Below are 23,414 nucleotides of genomic sequence, written 5' to 3' on the forward strand. Positions count from 1 at the left end.
GAAGGGCCCCGCATGGCGGGGCCCTTTTCATTGGGCTAACAGCTCAGGCAAATACCGGCTGATAGCCCGAAAGGCCCAGTTCCAGGGCTGCCATACCCGCCGGCACATCGACCCTGTAACCCAGCGAGCGCACGCTGGTGCCCAGCGCATGCAGGGTACGAAACAGATGATGCGTGCGGCACTGCTCGCCCATCTGACCGATTCGCACGATGTTGGCCCCAAAGGCGCCGGAAATCTCCACACCGTGATGGCTCGAGATGTGAGCCATCAGATCGGCCTGCGCCAGCCCCTCGGGGAGATGAATGCCGACTACCGAGTTCAGCCGCGAGGGGCCTTCGATATAAAGCTCAAGCCCCAACCCTTCAATGCCTGCCTGCAACGCCCTGGAGCAGCGCAGGTGTCGATCAAAGCGTCTGGACAGGGTTTCCTGACATACCAGTCGCAGCGCCTCGTGCAGCGCCAGAATGCCCGAGACCGGCGCGGTGTAATGATAGGACTTGTTGTACCAGAACTGATGCGCCAGTCGAGCATCAAGACACCAATGGGTCAGCGTGCGCGTGCGCTGCTCGATGACCTCCCAGGCGCGATTGGAAAAGGCGATCAGTGACACGCCGGGAATCGAGCTCAGCCCCTTCTGACCACCGGTGATCACCACATCTACCCCCCAGGCATCCATCTCCAGCGGCATGGTGCTCAGCGTACAGACCGCATCGCAGACCACCAGGCAGTTCGCCTCAGCCGCTGCCCGACAGATGGCCGGCAGGGTATGGTTGAACACGGTGCTGGAGGTTTCGCCCTGCACGATGGTCAACACACGCGGGCGATGTGTCCGGATGGCCTCGATGACATCAGCTTCACTGGCAGCGCAGGCCACACCGGCGTTCATCTCCACGACCTCTCCGCCGGCGCGGCGGGCCATCTCGCCCAGCCGGCTGCTGAAAAAGCCGTTATTGATGGTCAACACTCGGGTCCCCGGATCGACCAGATTGATGATCGCCATTTCCATCGCCGCCGACCCGGGCCCCGCCACACCCAGAATATGGCGTGACTCGGTCTGAAAGACATAACGCGACATCGCCTTGACCTGCTCGATGATGCGCGCCATGGTCTCGCCCAGATGATTGATGACAATACCGTTGGCCGCCGCCACCCGAGCCGGAATGGGCACGGGGCCCGCGCCCATCATGAGCAGCGGCTCATCGGGCAGAATGCTTTCCAGGGGTTCGATATCAGGCACGGTATACGACATCACCCTCTCCTTGAGATGGGATCGGACAGTTTGAGGCGCCACCACCCAGCGGTGGCACCTGCGCGAGCCGTCCAGTATGCCCACGCTCTGAAAACGTCGACAAGCGAAAGATCACCAGAACCTGATCAAGGCAATGCCGCATTGCCCGGGCGGGCCTTATGAGCGTATGGAGGTGAAGACGCCGTTTGGACGACGGGGAGGAGATGAGGGGCATGGCCTGTCTACAGGGGCCGGACAGCCCCTGTAGACATCTGGAACGCGTCAGACGTTGTTCCAGTGCATGGTGTTGTCAAACGCCCCGGGCAACAGGGCAGTGACTGCATGCACCCGCTGCATGAGCGTTGCGTAGTCATCGGCCACCACATTGATGTGGGCCAGCTTGCGCCCGGCGCGTGGTGATTTGCCATAGCGATGCAGATGCACCCCCTCAAGCGCCAGCAGCGCGGCGCTGTCGCCCTCTTCACCGATGACATTGACCATGCAGGTCAGACCACGCGGGGCGGTATCGCCCAGCGGCAGCCCGGCAATGGCCCGCAGGTGGTTTTCAAATTGGCTGGTCACGGCACCATTCATGGTCCAGTGACCGGAATTGTGCACTCGAGGCGCCATCTCGTTGGCCAAAAGCCTGCCGTCGCGCGTCTGGAAAAGCTCCAGCGACAGCACACCGACATAGTCCAGCTCATCCAGCAGCTTCTGGATATAGCCATCCGCCGTGGCCTGCAGGGTCTGATCCACATCCGGCAGCGGCGCTACCGAGTAGCGCAGAATGCCCTCTTCGTGCTGGTTTTCGGTGATCGGATACGAACGCACTTCCCCATCACGCCCGCGCACGGCAATCAGGGAAACTTCCCGCACGAAATCCACGAAAGCCTCAACCACCAACTGGTCATGGCCAATGCTCTGCCACGCTTCAGCGGCCTGCTCGGGCGTGCGCAACACCGCCTGGCCCTTGCCGTCATAGCCCTCGGTGGTGGACTTGGCCACGACCGGACAGCCCAGCTCACGCGCAGCAGCCTCGAGCGCCTGCGCACTGTCGACCAGGCGATATTCAGGCGTCGGGATGCCCAGCTGCGAGAATAACGCCTTCTCTTTGGCGCGATGCTGGCATACCGCAATGGCACGGCTTGACGGATAGACCGGGCGTACCTGCTCGATGCGCTCCAAAAGCGTGACCGGCAGGTGTTCGAATTCATAGGTGACGACGTCAGCGCGTTCGATGAACGCCTCAAGGGTGTCGTCATCGCTGCCGGTCAGCAGCTCACCAATGCCGGCACTGGGCGTGCCGCCGGGGTCCAGAAGGGTAAATTGCTGACCCAGCGGCAGGCCCGCCAGTGCCATCATGCGTCCGAGCTGTCCTGCTCCCAGAATGCCGATCTGCATGGCCATCTCTCACTCATCAACAAGGGTAAAGGAATCTGCGCCAGTACCTTTTGGCAGTACTGTTTCAAGCCGTATTATTCTGCGCCGGGGTCGGGATTATCCAGAACGTTTTGAGTCTGCTCGGCACGGAAGGCCTCGACGGCACGGCGTACCTCAGCGTCATGCGTACCGATGATCTGGGCCGCCAGAAGCCCGGCATTGGTGGCGCCGGCCTTGCCTATGGCCAGCGTGCCCACGGCAATCCCTCCCGGCATCTGGGCAATCGAAAGCAGCGAATCCATGCCCTTGAGTGCCTTGGACTCGACCGGTACACCCAGCACGGGCAGCGGCGTTTTCGAGGCCACCATACCGGGCAGATGCGCGGCACCGCCGGCGCCGGCGATGATGACTTCAATGCCCCGCTCGGCGGCGGTGCTGGCATATTCAAACATCATATCCGGCGTACGGTGGGCAGAGACAACACGAGTCTCGTAAGCCACCCCCAGACGCGTCAGCATGTTGACGGCATGCTCCATCACCGGCCAGTCCGACTTCGATCCCATGATCACTCCCACGCGCGGCTGCATCGGCACTCCCCCTTTCGGCAATGAACATTCGACTAGAAACAGTGCAGCGCCGGCGGTAGCCAGGGCGCTGCGTCATGCTGGAAAACCGTGCAGGATACTCGCTCGGGCAAGGGGGGGAAAGTCACGACGATAGTCACGAGACCGGTCAATCGCCAGCGATGGCTCACACTGCAAACACCAGCGGCGTATTGTTGGCAGCGACACCCGGGTCACTGATGAAATGAAGCCATCGTACTGTCATGCACAAAGCAGAGCTTGTTGCCTTCAATATCACGGCAATAGGCCGCATAAAAATCCGGCCCATAGCAGTCGCGCACGCCGGGCGGGCCTTCGCTGATCCCACCGCAGGCCATGACTCGGCGCCAGACCTCATCGACGCTCTCCCGATCGGGCGACATGAAACTCACCTGAGTACCATTGCCCCAGGTCGCCGGAAGGCCATTGAAGGGATACTGAATGACAAACAGCGGCCAGTGCCGGCCCGGATAGTGCCAGATGGCATCGGGTGGACCACCATCGCGCTCGCTTTGCAGACGAATCAGCCCGATCGGCGCCAGCACGTGATCATAAAAGGCCGCCAGACGGGGTAGATCACGCGTACCAAGCTGGATATGGGTAAACATGGGTCAGGCGCGCCCCCTGTCGATAAAAGGGCCCATGGCATGAAACAGGAAGGGATAGACGGGGTGAGCGGGCCAACAGAGGGTGATCATGCAGCAGAACTCCTTGAAGTTGTTGTTGGGGAGTAAGCTTTTGCAGCCGATGCCCTCATACCATAGCCAGCCTTCAAGGCAGTGACACCACCCTTTTTGTGACGATGCGTATGCGACCAGAACCTATCGGCAAAGCCCGTAACCGCGCATGCCAAGATGAAAGTGATCGCGATGGGCTGCGTTGTATTCAGGCCCCAGCGAGTTGCCGAACACGTCGCAGCTGCCCTTGAAGGCCTGTCTTAGCAGCGCGCCTCGCGGCCCCTCATCCGACCAGTGCCCGGCGACCGTCGCCCGGGTACCATCCTTGAGACGAACCCCGATCACATCGAAGGCCTCGGCCGTGGCGTGTTCACTGCGTCGGCCGCTGGCACGATGATAGACATTGCGACAGGCAAAGCTGCCGACGTGATCCACCCGGGCAACGTCCTGTCCGAAAATGTCACGCGCAAGCGGTTGAAGGCGCTGTCGTTCGAACACGACCCAGGACAGCGCCAACGGACAGCTGGCCAGAAAACTGTTCCCGAACGTGACCGACGTCGAGCGAACCCGCACGGCGTGATCGAGCTGACAGGCGCCGATCTCTGGGCTGCCGACCTCGACATAATCAATGGCGCCCTGCGCTCGCGCCCGAGCAAGCGCTGCCAGACAGCGTTGCGGATCCTGATTCAGCGCCTTGAGCTTGAAACGGGTCATCGGATTGAGTGGATCGTCGACATTGAGAGGCGCAAAGGGATTGTATTGTGAAGGCACGCGCTCGCTGCCCGGCCACTGCTGCCAGAGTCCGATGGCAACCAGCACCGGGATCAATAACATCATCAACATCACGTAGCGCATGTCCCTCCCGAGCGTTCGACAGGCAAAAAAAATCCCGCATGAAAAACATGCGGGAAAGAAGGGGGTGTTGCATTGCATCATGGATGCTAGATGAAACAGCTCCGAGTCTGGCGGCTCGAAACATGATCAAGGATAGGGAAGGAGTGATTAACAGGCTAATCATCATTGCGGATCATAAAAATAGCCAAAGATAATCGGGTCAGGCAAAAGGCCCGACCCGATGCTATTGAAGTGAGCCGCCAGCCCTTATTCCGACTCGATCTGCCCGGTCCCCCGATCCCGGTGGATTCGGCGGTTCTTCACGCCCGGCGAGCGACGAATACGCTCGGCATGCATGTCGGACATCTCGTCGGCTTCAAAGGCATCCGCCCCCACCGGCGTCTCGTTATGCTGACGATAGAGGTTGAGCAGCATCTGTTTACGATCGGCTCTCAGCTCCTTGAGCAGCACATAGACCATGCCGTAGATGATCAGCGTAAACGGCAGTGCCGAGACCACGGCCGCCGACTGCAGGCCGCTGAGGCCGCTCTCGCCCCCGGCCGAAATCAAAATCAGACAGATGGCAGCAATCAGCACCCCCCAGGTCACCCGCTTGTAAAGCGGCGGGTTGAGCGACCCCTTGTCGGTCATCTGCCCGACGATATAGGCCGCCGAATCGGCCGAGGTGACCAGAAAGATGAAGATCAGGATCATCGCCACGATCGACAGCGGGAAGGAGAACGGCATTTGATCAAACATCACGAACAGCGCCGAGGTGATGTTGTCACTGGTCGCCTGAGCCAGGTCCGTACCCTGGAAGATATCCATATGGATGGCCGCCCCGCCAAAGACGCCAATCCACAGACAGGCCAGCATCGGAGGCACGATCAACACCCCGAAGACATACTGCTTGATGGTCCGGCCACGCGAGATACGCGCCACGAACGTGCCGACAAACGGCGACCAGGCAATGACCCAGGCCCAGTAAAACACGGTCCAGCTGCTGGCCCAGTCGGTCTCGGTATAAGGGCTCAGACGCAGACTCATGGCAAAGAAATTCTGTAGATAGTCACCAAGCCCCGTGGTAATGGTGCCCAGAATGGCCACGGTAGGTCCGGTAATCAGAATATAGGCCATCAGGGCCAGGCACAGACCCATGTTGAGATTGGACAGGCGCTTGATCCCCTTGTCGAGCCCGGAGACCGTCGAGAGCATATAGCAGACAAACATCGCAAACAGGATGATGCCCTGCCACATCAGCCCTTCGGTAACATCAAAGACGGCATGCAGCCCGCCGTTGATCTGTAACACCGCCAGACCGATGGAGGTCGCCACGCCCATCACGGTCGCGACCACGGCAAAGGTATTGAGTATCCCTCCAGCCAGCACACGTCCGCGGCCAAGCTTTGCCGTCAGGGGGGCCATGACCGTTGAGACCAGCCCGGTCTGCCCCTTGCGAAACTGGGTGTAGGCGATAATCAGGCCCACTACGGAAAAGGCGGCCCACTGATGAACGCCCCAGTTGAAAAACGCATATTGAATGGCCAACCGCGCCGCTTCAGGCGTTTCTCCCTCGACATCCCCGAAAGGCGGGCTGGAAAAATGTGTCATCGGCTCGGCCATACCGTAAAACACCAGCCCCACCCCGAAACCCGCGGCCAGCAGCATGCTGACCCAGGAGAAGAAGTCATAGGTCGGTTTGCTTTCCTGAGGACCAAGACGAATCTTGCCGTACTTGCTGAAGGCAAGAACCAACAAAAAGATCACAAAGCCGAAAACCGATAGCAGATAAAACCACCCGAAGAGATGGGTCACACCACTGAGTGCCGCGCTGGCGCCAGCACTGAACTGGTCAGGAAAGATGGCCCCCATGGCCACAAGGACCACGATAATCATCGTGGAGGCGACAAAGACACGCTGTCTGGGAGCAATAACCATAAGAGCGTCGTTCCCCTGTCATTGTTGGATTGTCGTTAAAGACTAGTTCAAAACATCAAGATCAATGCATGAAGGTGTCGGCACCCGCTGGCGCCTGCCACGCAAGACCGGCCGAAAACGTCCGGCCATTGATCGATGATGTATTGCCAGTGCGCATTCACTACCCGGGAACACGCTCGGCGCTCACGAAAAAGGGGGACACATCCGTGTCCCCCTGTCTTTCTTCGCGCCCAAGGACCATTACATCCTGGCATCAATAGCGACCACTATCCATAACGCCCTGTTATATAGTCTTCCGTCTGCTTCTTGCCGGGGTCGGTAAAGATCTGGTCGGTCTGACCGCACTCGATCAATTCCCCCAGATACATGAATGCCGTGATGTCCGAGACTCGCGCCGCCTGTTGCATGTTGTGCGTCACGATCACGATCGTATAGTCCGTCTTTAATTCGTGAATCAGATCCTCGATATAGCCGGTCGAAATCGGATCCAGCGCCGACGTCGGTTCATCCAGCAGGATCACTTCCGGCTTGACCGCGATGGTACGCGCAATGCAAAGGCGCTGCTGCTGACCGCCGGACAGCGACTGCCCGTTGGTCTTGAGCTTGTCCTTGACCTCGTTCCAGAGTGCTGCCTTTTTCAGCGCCCACTCTACCCGCTCGTCCATGTCGCGCCGCGACAGGCGCTCATAGAGCTTCACGCCAAAGGCGATATTGTCATACACCGACATCGGAAACGGGGTCGGCTTTTGAAACACCATGCCGATCCGGGCACGCAGCAGATTGATGTCCACGCCAGAGGCATGGATATCCTGCCCATCCAGCAAAATGCCGCCTTCGGTTTTCAGTCCCGGATAAAGATCGTGCATCCGATTGAAACAACGCAACAGCGTCGACTTGCCACAGCCGGAGGGGCCGATATAGGCCGTGACCTGATTAGCCGGAATTTCCATCGAGACGTTTTTGATCGCCTGAAAACTGCCGTAGTAAAAGTTCAGGTCCTGGACCGACAGCTTGGAAGGGGCTGAAGCATGGGTATGTCCGGAAGCGTTCCGGGAGGTCTGCCTGGGCGCCATGGTGAAATTCTCTGATCGCATGTTCATGAAATGAAAGCCCCTTGATGCTACTTCTGTGAGCGCGCTGCACTGACGCGCGCCAGAATATTGAGAATCAGCACCGCGGCCGTCAGTATCAGTGCCCCTGCCCACGCAAGCGCCACCTGAGCGGGAATAAACGAATTGATGGTCATGTTCTGGTAAAGCACCATCGGCAGGTTGGGCATCTCGCTGCCCATGTTGAAAAAATTCCACTGATTGGTGTTGAGCGCCGTAAACAGCAGCGGCGCCGTCTCGCCGCTGATGCGCGCACACCCCAGCAGCACCCCGGTAGTGATCCCCGCCTTCGCACCGCTATAGCAGACCCTGAGCACGATCAGCCAGCGATGTGCCCCCAGCGCCGCGGCGGCTTCACGCAGCGAATTGGGTACCAGCAGCAGCATGTCCTCGGTCGAGCGAATCACGACCGGAATGATGATGACCATCAGCGCTGCCACCCCGGCCCAGCCCGAAAAGTGCCCCATCGGCAGCACCACGACGGCGTAGATATACAGACCGATGATGATCGAAGGTGCCGACAACAGCACATCGTTGATAAAGCGAATGAGATTGGCCAGCCGTGAGCGACCGCCGTATTCGGCAAGCCAGGTGCCGGCCGCGATGCCGATGATGGTACCGCCGACAGTGGCCAGCGCCGTCATGATCAGCGAGCCCAGAATGGCGTTACCCAGCCCGCCACCGGACATGCGGGTGCGCTCGGTGAACACGTCAAGTGACAGGGCCGGTACGCCCTTGGTGACCAGCGTCAGAAGAATCAAAAAAAGCCAGATGACCCCAAAGGCAGAGGCCAGCAGCGACGCCATCATGATGATGCGATTGGCCATACGGCGACGGCGATAAACAGGATTCATGACAGCCTCCTTCATGACGGGGCCCGCTGATTGATGCGATTAAGCATGAAGCGCGCCAGTGCCAGTACTGCAAAGGTGATCAGAAACAAAACCAGACCCAGCAGCAAAAGTGCCGAGCGCTGCAGGCCGTCGGCTTCTGAAAACTGATTGGCGATCAGGGCAGCAATCGAGGTGCCCTGCCCGGTGACGGTGGCGTTCAGGAAAAGGTTGTTGCCGATCACGAAGGTCACCGCCATGGTTTCTCCCAGCGCCCGGCCCAAGCCGAGAATCACCCCACCCAGCATCCCGGCCTTTACGGACGGAAAGATCACGTGGCGCACGACCTCCCAGGTGGTACAGCCCAGTCCGTAGGCCGACTCGCGCATGATCGATGGCACGGTATTCATGACATCGCGGGTCACGGCAGTGATAAAGGGGATGATCATGATGGCCAGAATCAATCCGGCCGTCGTCAGTCCGGTACCGGCCGGAAACACCGACGGGAAATGGGACTGCAGAAACGGGGCCAGCACTTCCATGCCCCACATGCCATAAATGATGGACGGCACGCCTGCCAGCAGCTCGACCATGGTGCCAATGGTGCGCCGCAGCTTCGGCGGGCACAGCTCGGTGAGAAAGATCGCAATGCCCAGCGAGACCGGCACTGCGATGGCGATGGCAATCAGGGACGTCACCAGCGTGCCGTAAATGGCCGGCAGCGCGCCAAAATTCTCGACGTTGGCGGCCCAGCGATCGCCGGTAAAAAAGGAAAGCCCCAGCTGCTGCAGGGCCGGCCAGCCGGCGATCACCAGCGAGCCGGTGATGGTTCCCAGCAGTACCAGCACCAGCAACGCCGAGCTACGGGTCCCGAGCTCAAAGATCCGGTCAATAATGCCGTTGCGCTTGAGTGCCGTGCGCTCCCGGGCACTGGCCGACAGCTTCTGCATCCGATCGCCCTCTGCGGCCTGTGGTGTGACGCTGCTGCTGCCGGTCGTCATGATGGATACCTGTACATGAACGTCATGAGTGGGTCAGGTGGACAGAAGCCGGGGCACATGGCCCCGGCCCGAGACATCAGGTCAGCCGTGAATTACTGCTGCCAGACAGCCTTGCCGCTGCTGTCCTTGATCTGCGACCAGACGTCTTTCTTGATCATGTTGACCACGCCATCCGGCATCGGGATGTAGTTGAGCTCGGTGGCCATGTCATCGCCGTTTTCAAATGCCCAGTCAAAGAAGGCAAGCGCGTCACCAGCGGCCTTGGCATCGTCGACTTCAGTGTGCATGAGAATGAAGGAAGCCCCCACGATCGGCCAGCTCTGATCGCCCGGCTGATTGGTCAGCACCAGATACATGCCGTCAGCATTTTGCCAGTCGGCATTGGCGGCCGCGGCCTGGAAGGTGTCGCTGCCGGCGGTCACAAAGTTGCCGGCCTGATTTTTCATCTGCGCCACATTCAGATCGTTCTGCTCGGCATAGGCTGACTCGACATAGCCGATGGCGCCGTTGATGCCGTTGACCTGGCTTGCCACCCCGGCGTTGGCCTTGGCACCAACACCGGCAGGCCACGCCACGGACTTGCCTTCACCAATCTCGTTTTTGAAATCGCTGCTGACCTGGGCCAGATAGTGTGTAAACAGGAAGTTGGTGCCCGAGCCTTCGGCACGATAGACCGGGGTAATCCTGGTGTCTGGCAGATCCACGTCGGGGTTGAGCTGCGAGATGGCGTCATCGTTCCAGGTGGTGATCTCGCCGCGGTAGATGTCCGCCAGTGTCTGACCGTCCAGACGCAGCGCCCCATCTTCAACGCCTTCCACGTGCACGACCGGCACCACGCCGCCCATGATCTGGGGCCACTGAACCAGATTGTTCTTTTTGAGCTCTTCCGGTGTCATCGGCGCATCGCTGGCTCCGAAGGTGACCGTACCGGCAGTAATCTGCTGGATACCGCCACCGGACCCGATGGCCTGATAGTTGAGGCCGTTGCCGGTCTCGTCCTGATAGCCATCGGCCCACTGCGAATAGACCGGATAGGGGAAGGTCGCACCGGCACCGGTGATGGTCGCGGCCGAGGCGGTGGCCGCCAGCGAGGTAGCAATGAAGGCTGCAGCGACTTGCTTGATCATCAGATTGCTCCGTTACCCTGCGTCAGAACGCTCAAGGCGCCCTGCTGGTTATCGTGCCGGCCTGTCAGAAAAGGCGCGGCTGCTTCAATACGACGCCAGGTTAGCAATCAAATATGTCAGTTTTATTGCAGCGCTGTCATAAATCTCCCCTGCCCACTACCGCAGCCACTGCCGCACAAGGGCCACACAGGCCATGCCCAGCGCCGTCATCAGTAGCGAACCCACAAGATGGGCGCTGATACCCGCCAATGCATTCAGATAGCGTCCTTCCTGAAGCTGTCCGGTGATCTCCAGCGAGAAGGTCGAAAAGGTGGTCAGCGCGCCCAGAAAACCGGTCACCACAAAAAGTTTCCAATGTGGACTCAGCTCCGGCAGGAGATTAAACAGCGCAAAGGCAATGCCGATCAGCCAGGCCCCCAGCAGGTTGGCCACCAGCGTCCCGGGCGGCAACGGTGGAAACAGCGCATTGAGCATCAATGACAGGGCCCAGCGCAGGTTGGCGCCCAGCGCCGCACCACACCCGATGGCAAGAATGGACAACCACATGCAGCACTCCTCGAATCTCTCGGTCATGTCGAGGGCACGGGCAGCAACGTCGTATCAACACGAACCTGCCCCCGTCCCCCGGGGCGTTGCAGGCATCATCAATCACGACGTGTCAGAGCGCGATGGTTCGAAGCGCATGCTTCGGGAGGCATGCCATCTCCTTTGGAAAATCATTGCACTGCCGCGCGATGGTGACAAGCCATGCCCCGTGAAGGGTCTTCCCCTGCCCGCCATCGTGGCGTTTGCGTTAACATGGCATTTTTATTCTGTTCACGGGGCGTGACCATGCCGGCAATGGGCCGTTTCAATACGCTTGAAATCCTCAGGACGTCTTCCATCGGGCTTTTCCTCGATGGCGGCACGCTGGGCGATATTCTTCTGCCGACGCGCCAGATACCGCGAGGTTTATCCACCGAGCCGGGCGACTCGCTGCGGGTCTTTTTGTATCTCGACAGCGAAGACCGCCCGATCGCGACCACCGAGCGACCCAAAATTCAGGTGGGCGAGTTCGCCGCGCTGGAAGTGGTCGAGCGTACTCCAGTGGGTATCTTTCTGGACTGGGGCCTGCCCAAGGACCTGCTGCTGTCGCATTTTGAAGAGCGTACCCATCGCCCCCTGCGTCAGGGCGATCGCTGCGTGGTGTTCGCCTATCTGGATGATCGCACCCGACGCATCACCGCCTCGATGCGGCTGGACCGCTATCTGAGCCATGAGCCGGCCGATTACGCGCGTGATGAGGAAGTCGATCTGCTCATTACCGGTCCGACCGACCTGGGCTTCAACGCCATTATCAATCATCGCCACTGGGGGCTTTTGCACAAGAGCGAGGCCATTCGTCCGCTGCGCATGGGCACCCGGACCAAAGGCTACATTCATCGGATTCGCGATGACGGCAAGGTGGATCTGAGTCTGCAGCCTCGCCGTGAACTACTGGCAGAGCCGCTGGCCGAACAGATTCTCGAGCAACTGCAAAAGGCCGGTGGAAGGCTGGCCATCAGCGACAAGAGTGACCCTGCCCTGATTCAGCGCACCTTTGGTGTCAGCAAGGGCAACTTCAAAAAGGCCATTGGCGGCCTTTATAAGCAAGGGCTGATCACCATTGATGCCGATGGTATACGACAGGTCAATCAACCATGATCAGCGCCCGGCGCTGAGACATTTATATTTTGCATCAACGTTCAGGGATCTTCATGGGCAAGACAACGGGCATTATCGGTACTGCAGCAGTCATCATCGTGGTCGCAGGCGCTGCCGCCCCCTGGTACACCGGCAAGCAGATCGAGCAGGAGTTCCGCCATGGCATGGCGCAGGTCTCTGACAGCGCCCCGACCCAGGTCATCGACTATGACCGCGGCTGGCGCACGTCTGATGCGGTGACCCGCACCGTGATCGAGACCCGCGAAGGGCCGTTGCAGATCGATGTGCATCATCACATCACTCATGGCCCATGGGGATTTGGCTGGGCGCGCATCGACAGCACCCCCGACTTTGGTGACCAGCAGGCCGCCGTTGCGCACTATTTCGGTGACCAGCCGGCGCTTGAGGCCACCACCACCGTGGGCTTTGGCAATGACGTCAACATCGACTGGCAGTCGCCGGCCTTTGACGACACCCAGGTTCCCGAAAGCCCTGACGCCCGCCTGGCCTGGGGCGGCATGAAGGGCCACTACCGGCTTGACGGTGATCGCACCGAATCCAGCGTCTCGATCCCCTCTCTGGATTTTCACAGTGACGACGCCACGCTGACGCTCAAGTCATTGAAGATGGACAGCAGCGGCGCCGGCGGCCCCGACTGGCCCAACATCGACAACTTCTGGGACGCTCGCTTCAAAACAACCCTGGGCCAGCTGAACCTTCAGGACAATGCTGAAGGCGTAAGCCTGAAGCTGGGCCTGGACGGCCAGGGTCAGCTGCGCGACAACGGTGACGACGGCCTGTCAATGAACGCCTCCTGGCAGATCAGCAACCTGCTGATGAAGGATCCGGAGCTTGCCGAGCCACTGATCATCAACAGTGCTACCCAGACCCTGGCGCTCAAGCACCTTCCTCGCGAGGCCACCCGCACGCTGCTGACCGAACTGGCCGGTGTGGATGACTCGCTGGACGAAGATCAGGTCACGGGGCAGGTACAGAACATCATGACGCGATATCTGCTGGAGGCTCTGAAGGGGGCCCCGTCTGCAGAAATAACGGTCGCGGGCCTCAACACCCCTCAGGGGTCGCTTGAAGGCAAGCTGGCACTGGACTTCCGCCCGATGGATACCGAAGGCAAACCGCTTGCCACAGCGCTTGAGCGTGGGAACCTGACGCTGGACATGGCCTCGGATCGTACGCTGCTCATGCACCTGATGACGCTTTCCGATCCAGATGCCCGTCCGGAGCAGACGCTTCAGGGCCTCGAGCAGGAAGGGCTACTGGCACGTGATGGCGATCGATATCGCATGGATATCGAAATGAACAGCCAGGACCTTCGCGTCAACGGTAAGTCACATCCGGAGCTTTACATGATGCTGCCCCTGCTGCTGATGTCCCTGAACGGCTGATCCATTCGGCCTGGCGTGCGCGCCAGGCCATGGTCGCGCTGTGTTGCGTCCCGAGAGATGGCTATAGTGGGAGCGCCGTCAGCGATAAACGACCCAACCGATACCCTGACGCATCATGCATGACCGGGGTATTTCTTCACTTTCTGTCTACAGCGAGTCATGACGATGTCCCAGAATCCTTCTCGCCCGCTCTATATCGTGCATTCAGGGCCCACCCTTCTTGAAACACCGCTGCTCAACAAGGACAGTGCCTTTTCACTTGAGGAGCGCATTCAGTTCAACCTGATGGGCCTTTTGCCGCAAAACATCGAAACGATCGAAGAGCAGGCCGAGCGTGCCTACCAGCAATATGCCCAGCAGGGCAGCGATCTGGATCGTCATATCTATCTGCGCTCGATTCAGGACAGCAACGAAACCCTGTTCTTCCGGCTGCTGGAAGATCATCTTGAGGAGATGCTGCCGATCATTTACACGCCCACCGTCGGCGAGGCGTGCCAGTCCTTCTCCCAGATCTATCGCTCTCATCGCGGCATCTTCATCTCCTATGACCACCGCGATTACATTACCGATATCCTGCACAGTGCCACCAAGGACAACGTCAAGGTGGTCGTGATCACCGATAGTGAGCGTATTCTCGGTCTGGGTGATCAGGGCATCGGCGGCATGGGCATCCCGATCGGCAAGCTCTCTCTCTATACCGCCTGTGGCGGTATCAGCCCGGCCTACACCATGCCGATCGTGCTGGATGTCGGCACCAACAATCAGGACCTGCTGGACGATCCCATGTACATGGGCTGGCGTCACGAGCGTGTCACCGGTGAGGCCTATTACGAATTTGTTGACCAGTGCATTCAGGGCATCAAGCGTCGCTGGCCCAACTCCATCATTCAGTTCGAGGACTTCGCCCAGGCCAACGCCATGCCGCTGCTGGAGCGCTATCGCGATGAGATCTGCTGCTTCAACGATGATATTCAGGGCACCGCCTCCGTCGCACTGGGCACCCTGTTCTCGGCCTGCAAGGCCAAGAACGAAAAGCTTTCCGAACAGCGCGTTGCCTTTGTCGGTGCAGGCTCCGCCGGCTGCGGCATTGCCGAGCACATTGTGCTTGCGATGCAGGAAGAGGGGCTCAGCGAAGAAGAGGCCCGCAAGCGCATTTTCATGATCGATCGCTACGGCCTTCTGACCGATGACATGAGCAACCTGGTCAACTTCCAGCGGCGTCTGGTGCAAAAACGCACCGACCTTGGCGACTGGGATACCGGCACTGGTGATCTGGCCCTGATCGACGTGGTACGCAATGCCAAACCCACCATCCTGATTGGCGTCTCGGGTCAGCGCGGGCTCTTTACCGAAGAAGTCATCAAGACCATGCACCAGCACTGCAGTGAGCCGCTGGTGATGCCGCTGTCCAACCCGACGTCGCGCATCGAGGCTACCCCGCGCGAGATTCTGGAATGGACCAATGGCGAGGCACTGGTCTCGACCGGCAGCCCTTTCAAGCCGGTCACCATCGGTGATCGAAAGATCCCCATTGCCCAGTGCAACAACTCCTATATCTTCCCGGGCGTGGGTCTGGGCGCCATTACCGCCAGGGCCTCGCGCATCACCGATGGCATGCTGATGGCAGCTTCGAGAGCACTGGCCGACTGCTCACCGGTCGCACTTGAAGGCAAGGGTGCTGTCCTGCCACCGCTGTCCGATATTCAGGAAGTCAGCCAGAAAATCGCCATCGCCGTGGCCAAACGCGCTCAGGAAGATGGCGTGGCTCTTGAAACCGATGACGACACCATTCGTCAGGCCATCGATGCCAACTTCTGGCGACCGCGCTACCGTCAGTATCGTCGCGCCTCCTACTAGGCCGGATCGTACTGACCACAAAAAGGGCGCCCGAAGGCGCCCTTTTTTAATGGGTCAGCCAAGGTTCAGACGCTTGCTGCACTCTCCTTGCCCTTCGCGACCTTTTTACGTTTGGCCGGAAAGAAGGTGCCGTTACGCAGGTCCGCCTCGATCTGCTCAAGCGAGCGCCCTTTCGTTTCGGGCACATAGCGCACGATAAATACCAGTGCAATGATGGTGATCAGCGCATAGAGCCAGAAGGTACCAGAGGTGCCCAGCGCTCCGATCAGCGACAGCGTGGTCAGGGTAACCAGCAGGTTGAAGACCCAGTGGCTGAAGGCGCCCACACTTGCCCCCTTGCCACGTACAAACAGCGGATAAACCTCGGCATTGATCAGCCACAGGCAGACACCAAAGCTTGAGTTGAGCGCCATATAAATGGCAAGACATGCCACCAGCGTCCACTGCGCCGCCGGATTGTCCGGAGAGCCACCAACAAAAAGCGCGCCCATGATGACCAGTGCCACGGCCGAACCCGGCACCATCCAGAGCAGAAAGCGCTTGCGACCGATCCGGTCGACCAGAAAGATGCCCAATACGGTGGCCAGGTTGATCAGCACCGCCCCACCTACCGCCGCCAGCACCGAAGCGCTGTCGCCGAAACCGGCATCACTCAGAATGGTGGGCGCATAGTAGATCAGCGCATTGTTGCCGGTAATCTGGGAGAACATCGCAATACCAAAGCCCGCGATCAGGGCCGGCCGCACCCACGAGCTGAACAGATCCCGCCAGCTGCCTTCCGGCTGCGCAGCAATCTCCTTGATTTCGTCAAGCTCCTGCTGAGCGCCCTTTCGATTGCCTCTCACACGCTCCAGAATGCCCAGCGCCTCGCTTTCACGATTTTTACCCAGCAACCAGCGCGGGCTTTCCGGCAGCAACAGCATGCCAATCATCAAAATGACCGAAGGGATGATGCCGAGCGCAAACATCCAGCGCCACTGATGCCCCAGCGCATAGCCGGTGAGATAGGCGACCAGGATGCCAAAGACCACCATGAACTGGAACATCACCACCAGCTTGCCGCGATGCGCCGGCGGCGTCACCTCGGCGATGTAAACCGGAATGATCTGTGTGGCGCTACCCGCCGACAGTCCCAGAATAAAGCGGGCCAGAATCAGTACGCCCACGCTGGGGGCTGCTGCCGACATGATCGAGCCGATGGTAAAGACCAGCCCGACCAGGGCGATCGACCAGCGCCGTCCAATGCGATCGGAAATGGGCCCCGTGCCCAGACACCCGACCAGCGCGCCAAGAATGATGGCCCCGGTCACGATCTGCTTGAGCGCATCGTTGAGGGCAAAATCGCGCGCCAGTCCCAAAAGGGCCACGCCAATGATGCCGGTGTCATAGCCAAACAGCAGCCCGCCCAACGCTGCAATGATTGACACCACAATCACCAGAGCCTTGCCGCGAAGCCCCTTCTGTGCGGTCCCTGCATGATGTTCCATGAAAACTCCCGAAGCTGGCTGAATCGTTTCAGCGTAACCCTTAAAAAAATGCTCTGATGCAAAGCACCAGAGCCTTATCGGGATTGTAACCTGAAGCCATACTGATGCGATCATTCATTCGCCGTAGAGCGGCGAGTAAATGGTGACATCGTGTTAAAAAATGATGTCTTGTTTATAAAAAACGAATACAGGCGCCATCCCAGCCGACAAGACGATCCGCTCGCACTCGAGTGGCCTCGATTTTTTCGGCGTTGGGACGATCCGTCGAGGCCACCCAGGCTCGGGCATCAGACTCACTGCGTCCAAATCGCATGTGACGCTCTACCAGCCACTGTTCGCGCTGCTCGGTGTCGACTTCGACATACCAGATTTCATCGAGCAGTGATCTGACACGATTCCATGGCGCCTCCTCCATCAGGAGATAGTTGCCCTCGGTGACCACCAGCGGCGTGTGCGGTGATACCGCGATACTGGCGGCGATCGGCTCCTCGATCTCGCGATAAAAGCCGGGGGCGTAGATGATCTCATCCGGCTGCGGGGCCCGAAGCCGCTCCAGCAGTGCCACATAGCCGGCACTATCGAACGTGTCCGGCGCCCCCTTGCGCTCGGCACGCCCCAGACGCGCCAGTTCACGGTTGGAAAGGTGATAGCCATCCATCGGCACCACCTGCATCGTCTCACCAAGGCAGTGCATCAGCGCCTCGCTGACACTCGACTTGCCGGCACCGGGCGCCCCGACCAGTCCCAGCAGCGCGCGGGGCCGATCACGAATCAGCGACCGGGCCGCCTCAACGACAGCATCATCGATCATCAGACCTGAAATATCGTTTTCAGAGGGCGTCATCTTTTTCTGGACCTTTTGCTCAGGGCTTTTGAAAAATGGGATAACATAAAAAGGGCCGGCTCCAGTGGAGCCGGCCCTTTAGAATGAAACGCTGTCTTTACAGGCGCTTTTCGATCATGCCTTCGAGCTTTTGCTGGTCTTCGGCAAACTTGCGAATGCCCTCTGCCAGCTTGTCGTTGGCCATGGCGTCCTGATTGTGCTCCCAGCGGAACTCGGCTTCGGTCATTTTTTCGACCTTCTTGTCGCCGGCACCGGTATCGGTCACCTTGCGCTCAACCTCGCCTTCGGTATTGGCCAGCTTTTCCAGCAGGTCCGGCGAGATGGTCAGACGGTTGCAACCGGCCAGCGCCAGAATCTGATCGGTGTTACGGAAGCTGGCACCCATGACCACGGTGTCATAACCGTAGTTGCTGGCGTAGTCACATACGCCGCGCACAAACTTCACACCCGGATCATCTTCCGGTGCGTAATGTTCAACGCCGTCACGCTGCTTGTACCAGTCAGTGACACGGCCCACGAAGGGTGAAATCAGAAAGACACCGGCCTCGAAGCAGGCGCGCGCCTGAGCGTCGCTGAACAGCAGCGTCAGGTTGCAGTTGATGCCTTCGCTCTGAAGCTGCTCGGCGGCGCGAATGCCTTCCCAGGTGGAAGCCAGCTTGATCAGGATACGATCGCGACCAACGCCGGCCTTTTCATAAAGCTCCACCAGCTTGCGCGCCTTCTCGATGCTGCCTTCACGGTCAAAGGAAAGCTTGGACGCCACTTCGGTAGAGACAAGTCCCGGCACCAGCTTGGTAATCTCGGTACCGACAACCACCGAAAGGCGATCCACGGCGTGCTCAAGACGCGCTTCGCGGCTCTGGCCCTCGGTTTCCTGCTTCACTTCCTTGAGCGTCTTGTCGATCAGCTCCTGATAGCCGTCCAGCTCGAAGGCCTTGAGCAGCAGCGACGGATTGGTCGTGGAGTCTTGCGGCTGATATTTCTTGATCGCTTCCAGATCACCGGTATCGGCGACGACCTTGGAAATCGCCTTGAGGGACTCAAGCTGAGTTGCCATGTATCACTCCATCGAATCGATTGGGGCCAGCCGACGCAGCAGCATCGACTGGCCACGACATTCATGCAGAAACGGCTCATGAGCTTCTGCAACGAAAATTCTACCGTGTCAGAGCTTCAGGATAGCGATTTTTGAGCGTTTCGACATAGTCTGCGTAGACATCTGCATAGCGCGAGACGCTATCCTCGTTCGGAGATGTGAGGGTGGATCGGTCAATATCAACCGCATGGCGGCAGATATCGGCAAGCTCGGTCTTGCGTCCCTGCATGTATTCATCACACCACTGTGCCTGCAGGGCGCCACCCAGCGCGGCCGCCTCGCGGATGACCGGACAGACCAGTTCCACATTCATGATGTCGGCAATCATCTGTCGCCACACCGCGCTATTGGCCCCGCCACCGACCAGACGCAGCTGATCGGGCCGAATGTCGAAATCCGCCAGCAGGTCCATCCCATAGCGCAGGCCGAAGCTGGCGCCTTCCATGACCGCCCGACAGAGGTTGTCCGCCGAAAGATTATGAGCAGAAAGCCCCAGAAAACTGCCGGTGGCTTCCGGCAGCATTGGCACGCGTTCGCCGTTGAAAAACGGCAACACCCTGACCCCTTCGGCACCAATGGGCGCCCGTGCCACGGCGGCGTTAAAGGCCTGAACATCATGTCCCAGCACCTGGCTTAACTGACTGGTGGCCGAGGTCACATTCATGGTGCAGATCAAGGGCAGCCAGCCGCCGTGGCTTGAGCAGAAGTTGGCCACCAGTCCGTTGTCGGTAATGGCCGGCTGGCTGGCACAACCATAAAGCGTGCCCGACGTCCCCAGACTCATGGTCACTGCACCTGGCTGAATGTTGCCAGTACCGATGGCCCCCATCATGTTGTCGCCACCGCCGGCCGAAACAATCACGTGATCGTTCAGTCCCAGACGGCGGGCCACTTCGCGACGCACGGTGCCGGCCGGCTGATGCGGCTCGATCAGTCGCGGCAGCACGCGCTGCGGATCGAGCTCGGGCGCCACTTTCGAAAACGCCTCGCGATGCCAGTAGCGCTTGCGGGTATCGAACCACCCCGTGCCCGAGGCATCACCATATTCAGCGCTATATTCACCGGTCAGATAAAAGTTGAGATAGTCGTGTGGCAGCAGAATATGGGCGATTCGATCGTAGGCATCGCGGTGATGCCGACGAAGCCACATCACCTTGGAGGCGGTGTACCCGGTCTGGGGAATCACCCCCAGCGTGTCCAGACAGCCCTTTTCGCCCCCAAGCGCTTCAACGTATTCCGCGTTTTCCTTCGAGGACTCGGTGTCGTTCCAGAGCTTGCCCGGATAGACCGGCACGCTCTGCTCATCAAGGGCCACCATGCCGTGCTGCTGTCCGGAGACCCCAATACCGCGAATGGCACCGGCATCGATTCCCGCTGCCTCGATAGCCTGATGGAAGGCAGCCTCGAAGGCCTTGATCCACCATGTGGGATCCTGTTCGCGACGTCCACTTTCACGGCTGATCAGCTCGTGAGGCTGCTGGCCTTCACCGATGATGACGCCGTTTTGAGTATCCAGCACCACCACCTTGGTACTCTGCGTTCCGCAATCCACGCCGATATACATGAGCTTGTCCTGTCCGAAAGTACTGTCGTGACAATAGCCTAGCGCACTGATTCGACCGTGGCCCTCGCACCCTGCTGATGCAGGCGGGAAAGTGCCCGGGTATAGGCTTCCACAAAGCGTTCGTTATCGACCAGATCGCCGAACACTTCCCGATTTTCGATAAAGGCCAGCGGATTGTCGCGATTGTGTTGCGCAATCTCGTGAAGTTCCTCTTTCATGCGATCAACGATCTCGATCGGTTCATTCTGCTCATCAACGCCTTCGGCGTAGCGGGCCCAGCTGGCCACGACCGCCGCCGAGCGCTTGATCTCGCCATCGCGCTCGAGCTGCTCGCGAATCACCGGCAAAAGCCACTTTGGAATGCGATCGGAACTCTCGGCGCACAGCCTTGCCAGGGTGTCACGAATCTCGGGATTGGCAAAGCGCTCGATCAGGGTGCGACGATAATCATCAAGATCGACCCCGGGTACGGGCGAGAGCGTCGGCGTGCCCTCCTCGACCATGTAGTTGAGCAGAAAGTCGGCGTACAGCTCGTCCTGACAAACCTCGTGGGCGTAGCGATAACCGTCGAGGTAGCCAAAATAGGTCAGGGCCTGATGACTGGCGTTCAAAAGGCGCAGCTTCATCAGCTCGTAGGGCATGACGTCATCGACGACCTGAACGCCGACCTCTTCATAGGCCGGGCGCCCCTGGTTGAAATGATCCTCCAGCACCCACTGGGTGAAGGGTTCACACACCACCGGCCAGCCGTCCTCGATGCCAAAGCGCGCCCTGATCTGCTCGCGATCCTCATCGGTGGTCACCGGCGTGATGCGATCCACCATCGAGTTGGGAAAATTCACCTCACTTTCAACCCAGTCGCCCAGTGCCGGATCACGGCTGCGTGCAAAGGCCACAAAGGACTCCTTAGCCACATCGCCGTTGCCCTGGATGTTGTCACAGGACATGATCGTAAACGGCGCCATGCCCTTCTCGCGACGGCGCGCAAGCGCCTCGACAATCAGGCCGAAAAAGGTTTTTGGCACGACGCTGGCATCCAGATCATGACGCACATCAGGATTGTCGAAGTTGAACTCGCCGGTGACATGATGAAAGTTGTAGCCGCCTTCGGTGACGGTCAGCGAGACGATGCGGGTCGTCTCTGCCGCCAGACGCTGGATGACCGCTTCGGGATCATCAGGGGCGTAGAGATAGTCGACGATCGAGCCGATCACCTGAGCTTCCCAGCGCCCGTCGGAATGCTTCTGCACCAGGGTATAAAGCCCGTCCTGCGCCTTGAGGACCTCCTGCATGCGCCGGTCACCCGGCATGACCCCGACACCGCAGATGCCGAAGTCCATCGCCTTGCCTTCCTTCATCAGCGCATCGAGATACATGGCCTGGTGGGCGCGATGAAAGCCCCCGACACCGAAATGAAGGATGCCGACACTGACATCATCACGGTGGTAGCCAGGCAGCGAGACATCACCACCCAACTGATCAAGATTGCCTGCCTTCAGCGCTGTCATGCCGTCACTCCCTGTGTTGTCGGACGTCTATTGTAGATGCCGGGATCAACCGGTGGTCTGGTTACGCGGTGGCCTGTGCCGAGGATGTCGCCGGGTCTGTCTCGAGCCCCAGCGCCTTGTCGCTGTCGATATCAAAAAGATGGACATGATCCGGATCAAAGGCCAGTGCCAGTGTGTCACCGATCTGCACGTCCAGATGCGCGGCCAGCTGGGCCGTGACGAGGGTATCTCCCACCCGTACCTGCGCCATGGTGACCGGCCCCAGCGGCTCGACAACTTCAACGCTTCCCTCAAGACGACCGTTGCCGCTGACCTCATCGGCCCGATGCAGATGCTCTGGACGAATGCCCAGCCAGCACTGCGAACGCTGGCCACTGTCACCCAGTGCCGACTGCTGGCGCGGGCTCAGGGTGCATGAGAAGCCCTCACCCTTGAGTGCATCCCCCTGATAATCGGCCTTGAGGAAATTCATCGACGGCGTACCGATAAAGCCGGCCACAAAGCGGTTCACCGGACGTTCATAAAGATTGTAGGGCGTGTCGATCTGCTGAATGCGGCCGTCGCGCATGACCACAATGCGCTGCCCCATGGTCATGGCCTCGGTCTGATCATGGGTGACGTAGAAGGTGGTCACACCCAGGCGACGATGAAGCCGGGTAATTTCGGCGCGCATCTCGACGCGCAGACGCGCGTCCAGGTTGGACAGGGGCTCATCCATCAAAAAGACCTGGGGCTGGCGCACCAGCGCCCGCCCGAGTGCCACACGCTGGCGCTGACCACCGGAAAGCGCCCGCGGCTTGCGATCCAGCAGATGCTCGATATCAAGAATTCTGGCCGCCTCCTGAACGCGTTTTTTCACCTCATCCTTTGGCGTTTTCTTGAGTTCAAGTGCAAAGGCCATGTTGTGATAAACGCTCATGTGCGGATAGAGCGCGTAGCTTTGAAACACCATGGCGATGTCGCGATCACGCGGCTCAACGGCACTAACGTCCTGACCGTTGATGCGGATCTCACCGGCCGTGTTGTGCTCAAGGCCGGCTATCATGCGCATGGTGGTGGATTTACCGCAGCCGGAGGGGCCGACCAGCACCACAAACTCGCCATCTTTTGTGATCAGGTTGAAATCCTCGACCGCATTGGCCTGCTCGCCACTCTTTTTGCCCGGCATGCTGTCGTAGCGTTTGGCTACATCTTTAAGTTCTACAATCGCCATCGAAGCGCTTCCTTTTCCAGGCACAGCCAT

At 59.4% G+C, this 23,414-nt stretch carries 20 protein-coding genes and 1 riboswitch; of the genes, 3 read left to right on the plus strand and 17 right to left on the minus strand.

The window, feature by feature from the left end; all coding sequences use genetic code 11:
- Nucleotides 1–43 precede the first annotated feature (43 nt).
- From B9G99_RS03220 to crcB, 11 genes are all read right to left on the minus strand, one after another.
- Nucleotides 44–1,249: a pyridoxal-phosphate-dependent aminotransferase family protein gene (locus B9G99_RS03220; RefSeq protein ID WP_086620730.1), complete on the minus strand. Its 1,206-nt coding sequence runs from the start codon at nt 1,247–1,249 to the stop codon at nt 44–46.
- A gap of 261 nt (nt 1,250–1,510) precedes the next feature.
- Nucleotides 1,511–2,629 carry a 5-(carboxyamino)imidazole ribonucleotide synthase gene (locus tag B9G99_RS03225; protein ID WP_086623253.1) on the minus strand — a complete coding sequence of 373 codons (1,119 nt, stop codon included), beginning with the start codon at nt 2,627–2,629 and terminating at the stop codon, nt 1,511–1,513.
- 74 nt (nt 2,630–2,703) lie between these two features.
- A complete protein-coding gene (gene purE, locus B9G99_RS03230; RefSeq protein ID WP_086620731.1) occupies nt 2,704–3,195 on the minus strand; it encodes a 5-(carboxyamino)imidazole ribonucleotide mutase in 492 nt (163 codons plus the stop codon).
- 209 nt (nt 3,196–3,404) lie between these two features.
- Nucleotides 3,405–3,818 carry a VOC family protein gene (locus B9G99_RS03235; protein WP_086620732.1) on the minus strand — a complete coding sequence of 138 codons (414 nt, stop codon included), beginning with the start codon at nt 3,816–3,818 and terminating at the stop codon, nt 3,405–3,407.
- A gap of 213 nt (nt 3,819–4,031) precedes the next feature.
- Nucleotides 4,032–4,742, minus strand: coding sequence for an extensin-like domain-containing protein (locus B9G99_RS03240; protein WP_174678754.1), 711 nt, complete (start codon nt 4,740–4,742; stop codon nt 4,032–4,034).
- Nucleotides 4,743–4,988: 246 nt separating this feature from the next.
- Nucleotides 4,989–6,659, minus strand: coding sequence for a BCCT family transporter (locus B9G99_RS03245; RefSeq protein ID WP_086620733.1), 1,671 nt, complete (start codon nt 6,657–6,659; stop codon nt 4,989–4,991).
- A 266-nt stretch (nt 6,660–6,925) separates the two neighbouring features.
- Nucleotides 6,926–7,753, minus strand: a complete 828-nt coding sequence (gene pstB / locus B9G99_RS03250) for a phosphate ABC transporter ATP-binding protein PstB (RefSeq protein WP_418268963.1) — start codon at nt 7,751–7,753, stop codon at nt 6,926–6,928.
- Nucleotides 7,754–7,779: 26 nt separating this feature from the next.
- A complete protein-coding gene (gene pstA, locus B9G99_RS03255) occupies nt 7,780–8,622 on the minus strand; it encodes a phosphate ABC transporter permease PstA (RefSeq protein WP_227875912.1) in 843 nt (280 codons plus the stop codon).
- A gap of 11 nt (nt 8,623–8,633) precedes the next feature.
- Nucleotides 8,634–9,599 carry a phosphate ABC transporter permease subunit PstC gene (gene pstC, locus B9G99_RS03260; RefSeq protein ID WP_227875913.1) on the minus strand — a complete coding sequence of 322 codons (966 nt, stop codon included), beginning with the start codon at nt 9,597–9,599 and terminating at the stop codon, nt 8,634–8,636.
- 92 nt (nt 9,600–9,691) lie between these two features.
- Nucleotides 9,692–10,726 (minus strand): phosphate ABC transporter substrate-binding protein PstS, encoded by a 1,035-nt coding sequence (gene pstS, locus B9G99_RS03265; protein WP_086620735.1) that lies wholly within the window; start codon nt 10,724–10,726, stop codon nt 9,692–9,694.
- A gap of 156 nt (nt 10,727–10,882) precedes the next feature.
- Nucleotides 10,883–11,272, minus strand: a complete 390-nt coding sequence (crcB, locus tag B9G99_RS03270) for a fluoride efflux transporter CrcB (protein ID WP_086620736.1) — start codon at nt 11,270–11,272, stop codon at nt 10,883–10,885.
- 82 nt (nt 11,273–11,354) lie between these two features.
- Nucleotides 11,355–11,442, minus strand: a riboswitch (Fluoride riboswitch).
- Between the two features lie 82 nt (nt 11,443–11,524).
- On the opposite strand from crcB, the gene B9G99_RS03280 reads away from it, so the two are divergent.
- From B9G99_RS03280 to B9G99_RS03290, 3 genes are all read left to right on the plus strand, one after another.
- Nucleotides 11,525–12,409, plus strand: a complete 885-nt coding sequence (locus tag B9G99_RS03280; protein WP_227875914.1) for a CvfB family protein — start codon at nt 11,525–11,527, stop codon at nt 12,407–12,409.
- Nucleotides 12,410–12,462: 53 nt separating this feature from the next.
- Nucleotides 12,463–13,815: a YdgA family protein gene (locus tag B9G99_RS03285; RefSeq protein WP_086620739.1), complete on the plus strand. Its 1,353-nt coding sequence runs from the start codon at nt 12,463–12,465 to the stop codon at nt 13,813–13,815.
- A 165-nt stretch (nt 13,816–13,980) separates the two neighbouring features.
- Nucleotides 13,981–15,672 carry an NAD-dependent malic enzyme gene (locus tag B9G99_RS03290; RefSeq protein ID WP_086620740.1) on the plus strand — a complete coding sequence of 564 codons (1,692 nt, stop codon included), beginning with the start codon at nt 13,981–13,983 and terminating at the stop codon, nt 15,670–15,672.
- A 65-nt stretch (nt 15,673–15,737) separates the two neighbouring features.
- On the opposite strand, the gene B9G99_RS03295 is transcribed toward B9G99_RS03290, so the two are convergent.
- From B9G99_RS03295 to B9G99_RS03320, 6 genes are all read right to left on the minus strand, one after another.
- A complete protein-coding gene (locus tag B9G99_RS03295) occupies nt 15,738–17,159 on the minus strand; it encodes a sugar porter family MFS transporter (RefSeq protein ID WP_086620741.1) in 1,422 nt (473 codons plus the stop codon).
- A 172-nt stretch (nt 17,160–17,331) separates the two neighbouring features.
- Entirely contained in the window at nt 17,332–18,003 is a 672-nt protein-coding gene (locus tag B9G99_RS03300; protein WP_086620742.1) for a nucleoside/nucleotide kinase family protein, read from the minus strand.
- Between the two features lie 97 nt (nt 18,004–18,100).
- Entirely contained in the window at nt 18,101–19,060 is a 960-nt protein-coding gene (gene tal, locus B9G99_RS03305; protein WP_086620743.1) for a transaldolase, read from the minus strand.
- A 100-nt stretch (nt 19,061–19,160) separates the two neighbouring features.
- Nucleotides 19,161–20,663, minus strand: a complete 1,503-nt coding sequence (gene xylB, locus B9G99_RS03310; RefSeq protein ID WP_086620744.1) for a xylulokinase — start codon at nt 20,661–20,663, stop codon at nt 19,161–19,163.
- Between the two features lie 38 nt (nt 20,664–20,701).
- The gene (locus B9G99_RS03315) at nt 20,702–22,171 is read right to left on the minus strand and encodes a mannitol dehydrogenase family protein (protein WP_086620745.1); all 1,470 of its coding nucleotides are present in this window, start codon (nt 22,169–22,171) and stop codon (nt 20,702–20,704) included.
- Nucleotides 22,172–22,232: 61 nt separating this feature from the next.
- On the minus strand, nt 22,233–23,384 hold the full coding sequence (locus B9G99_RS03320; RefSeq protein ID WP_086620746.1) for an ABC transporter ATP-binding protein: 1,152 nt from the start codon (nt 23,382–23,384) through the stop codon (nt 22,233–22,235).
- Nucleotides 23,385–23,414 lie beyond the last annotated feature (30 nt).

The sequence above is a fragment of the Kushneria konosiri genome (assembly GCF_002155145.1).
Taxonomy (GTDB): Bacteria; Pseudomonadota; Gammaproteobacteria; order Pseudomonadales; family Halomonadaceae; genus Kushneria; species Kushneria konosiri.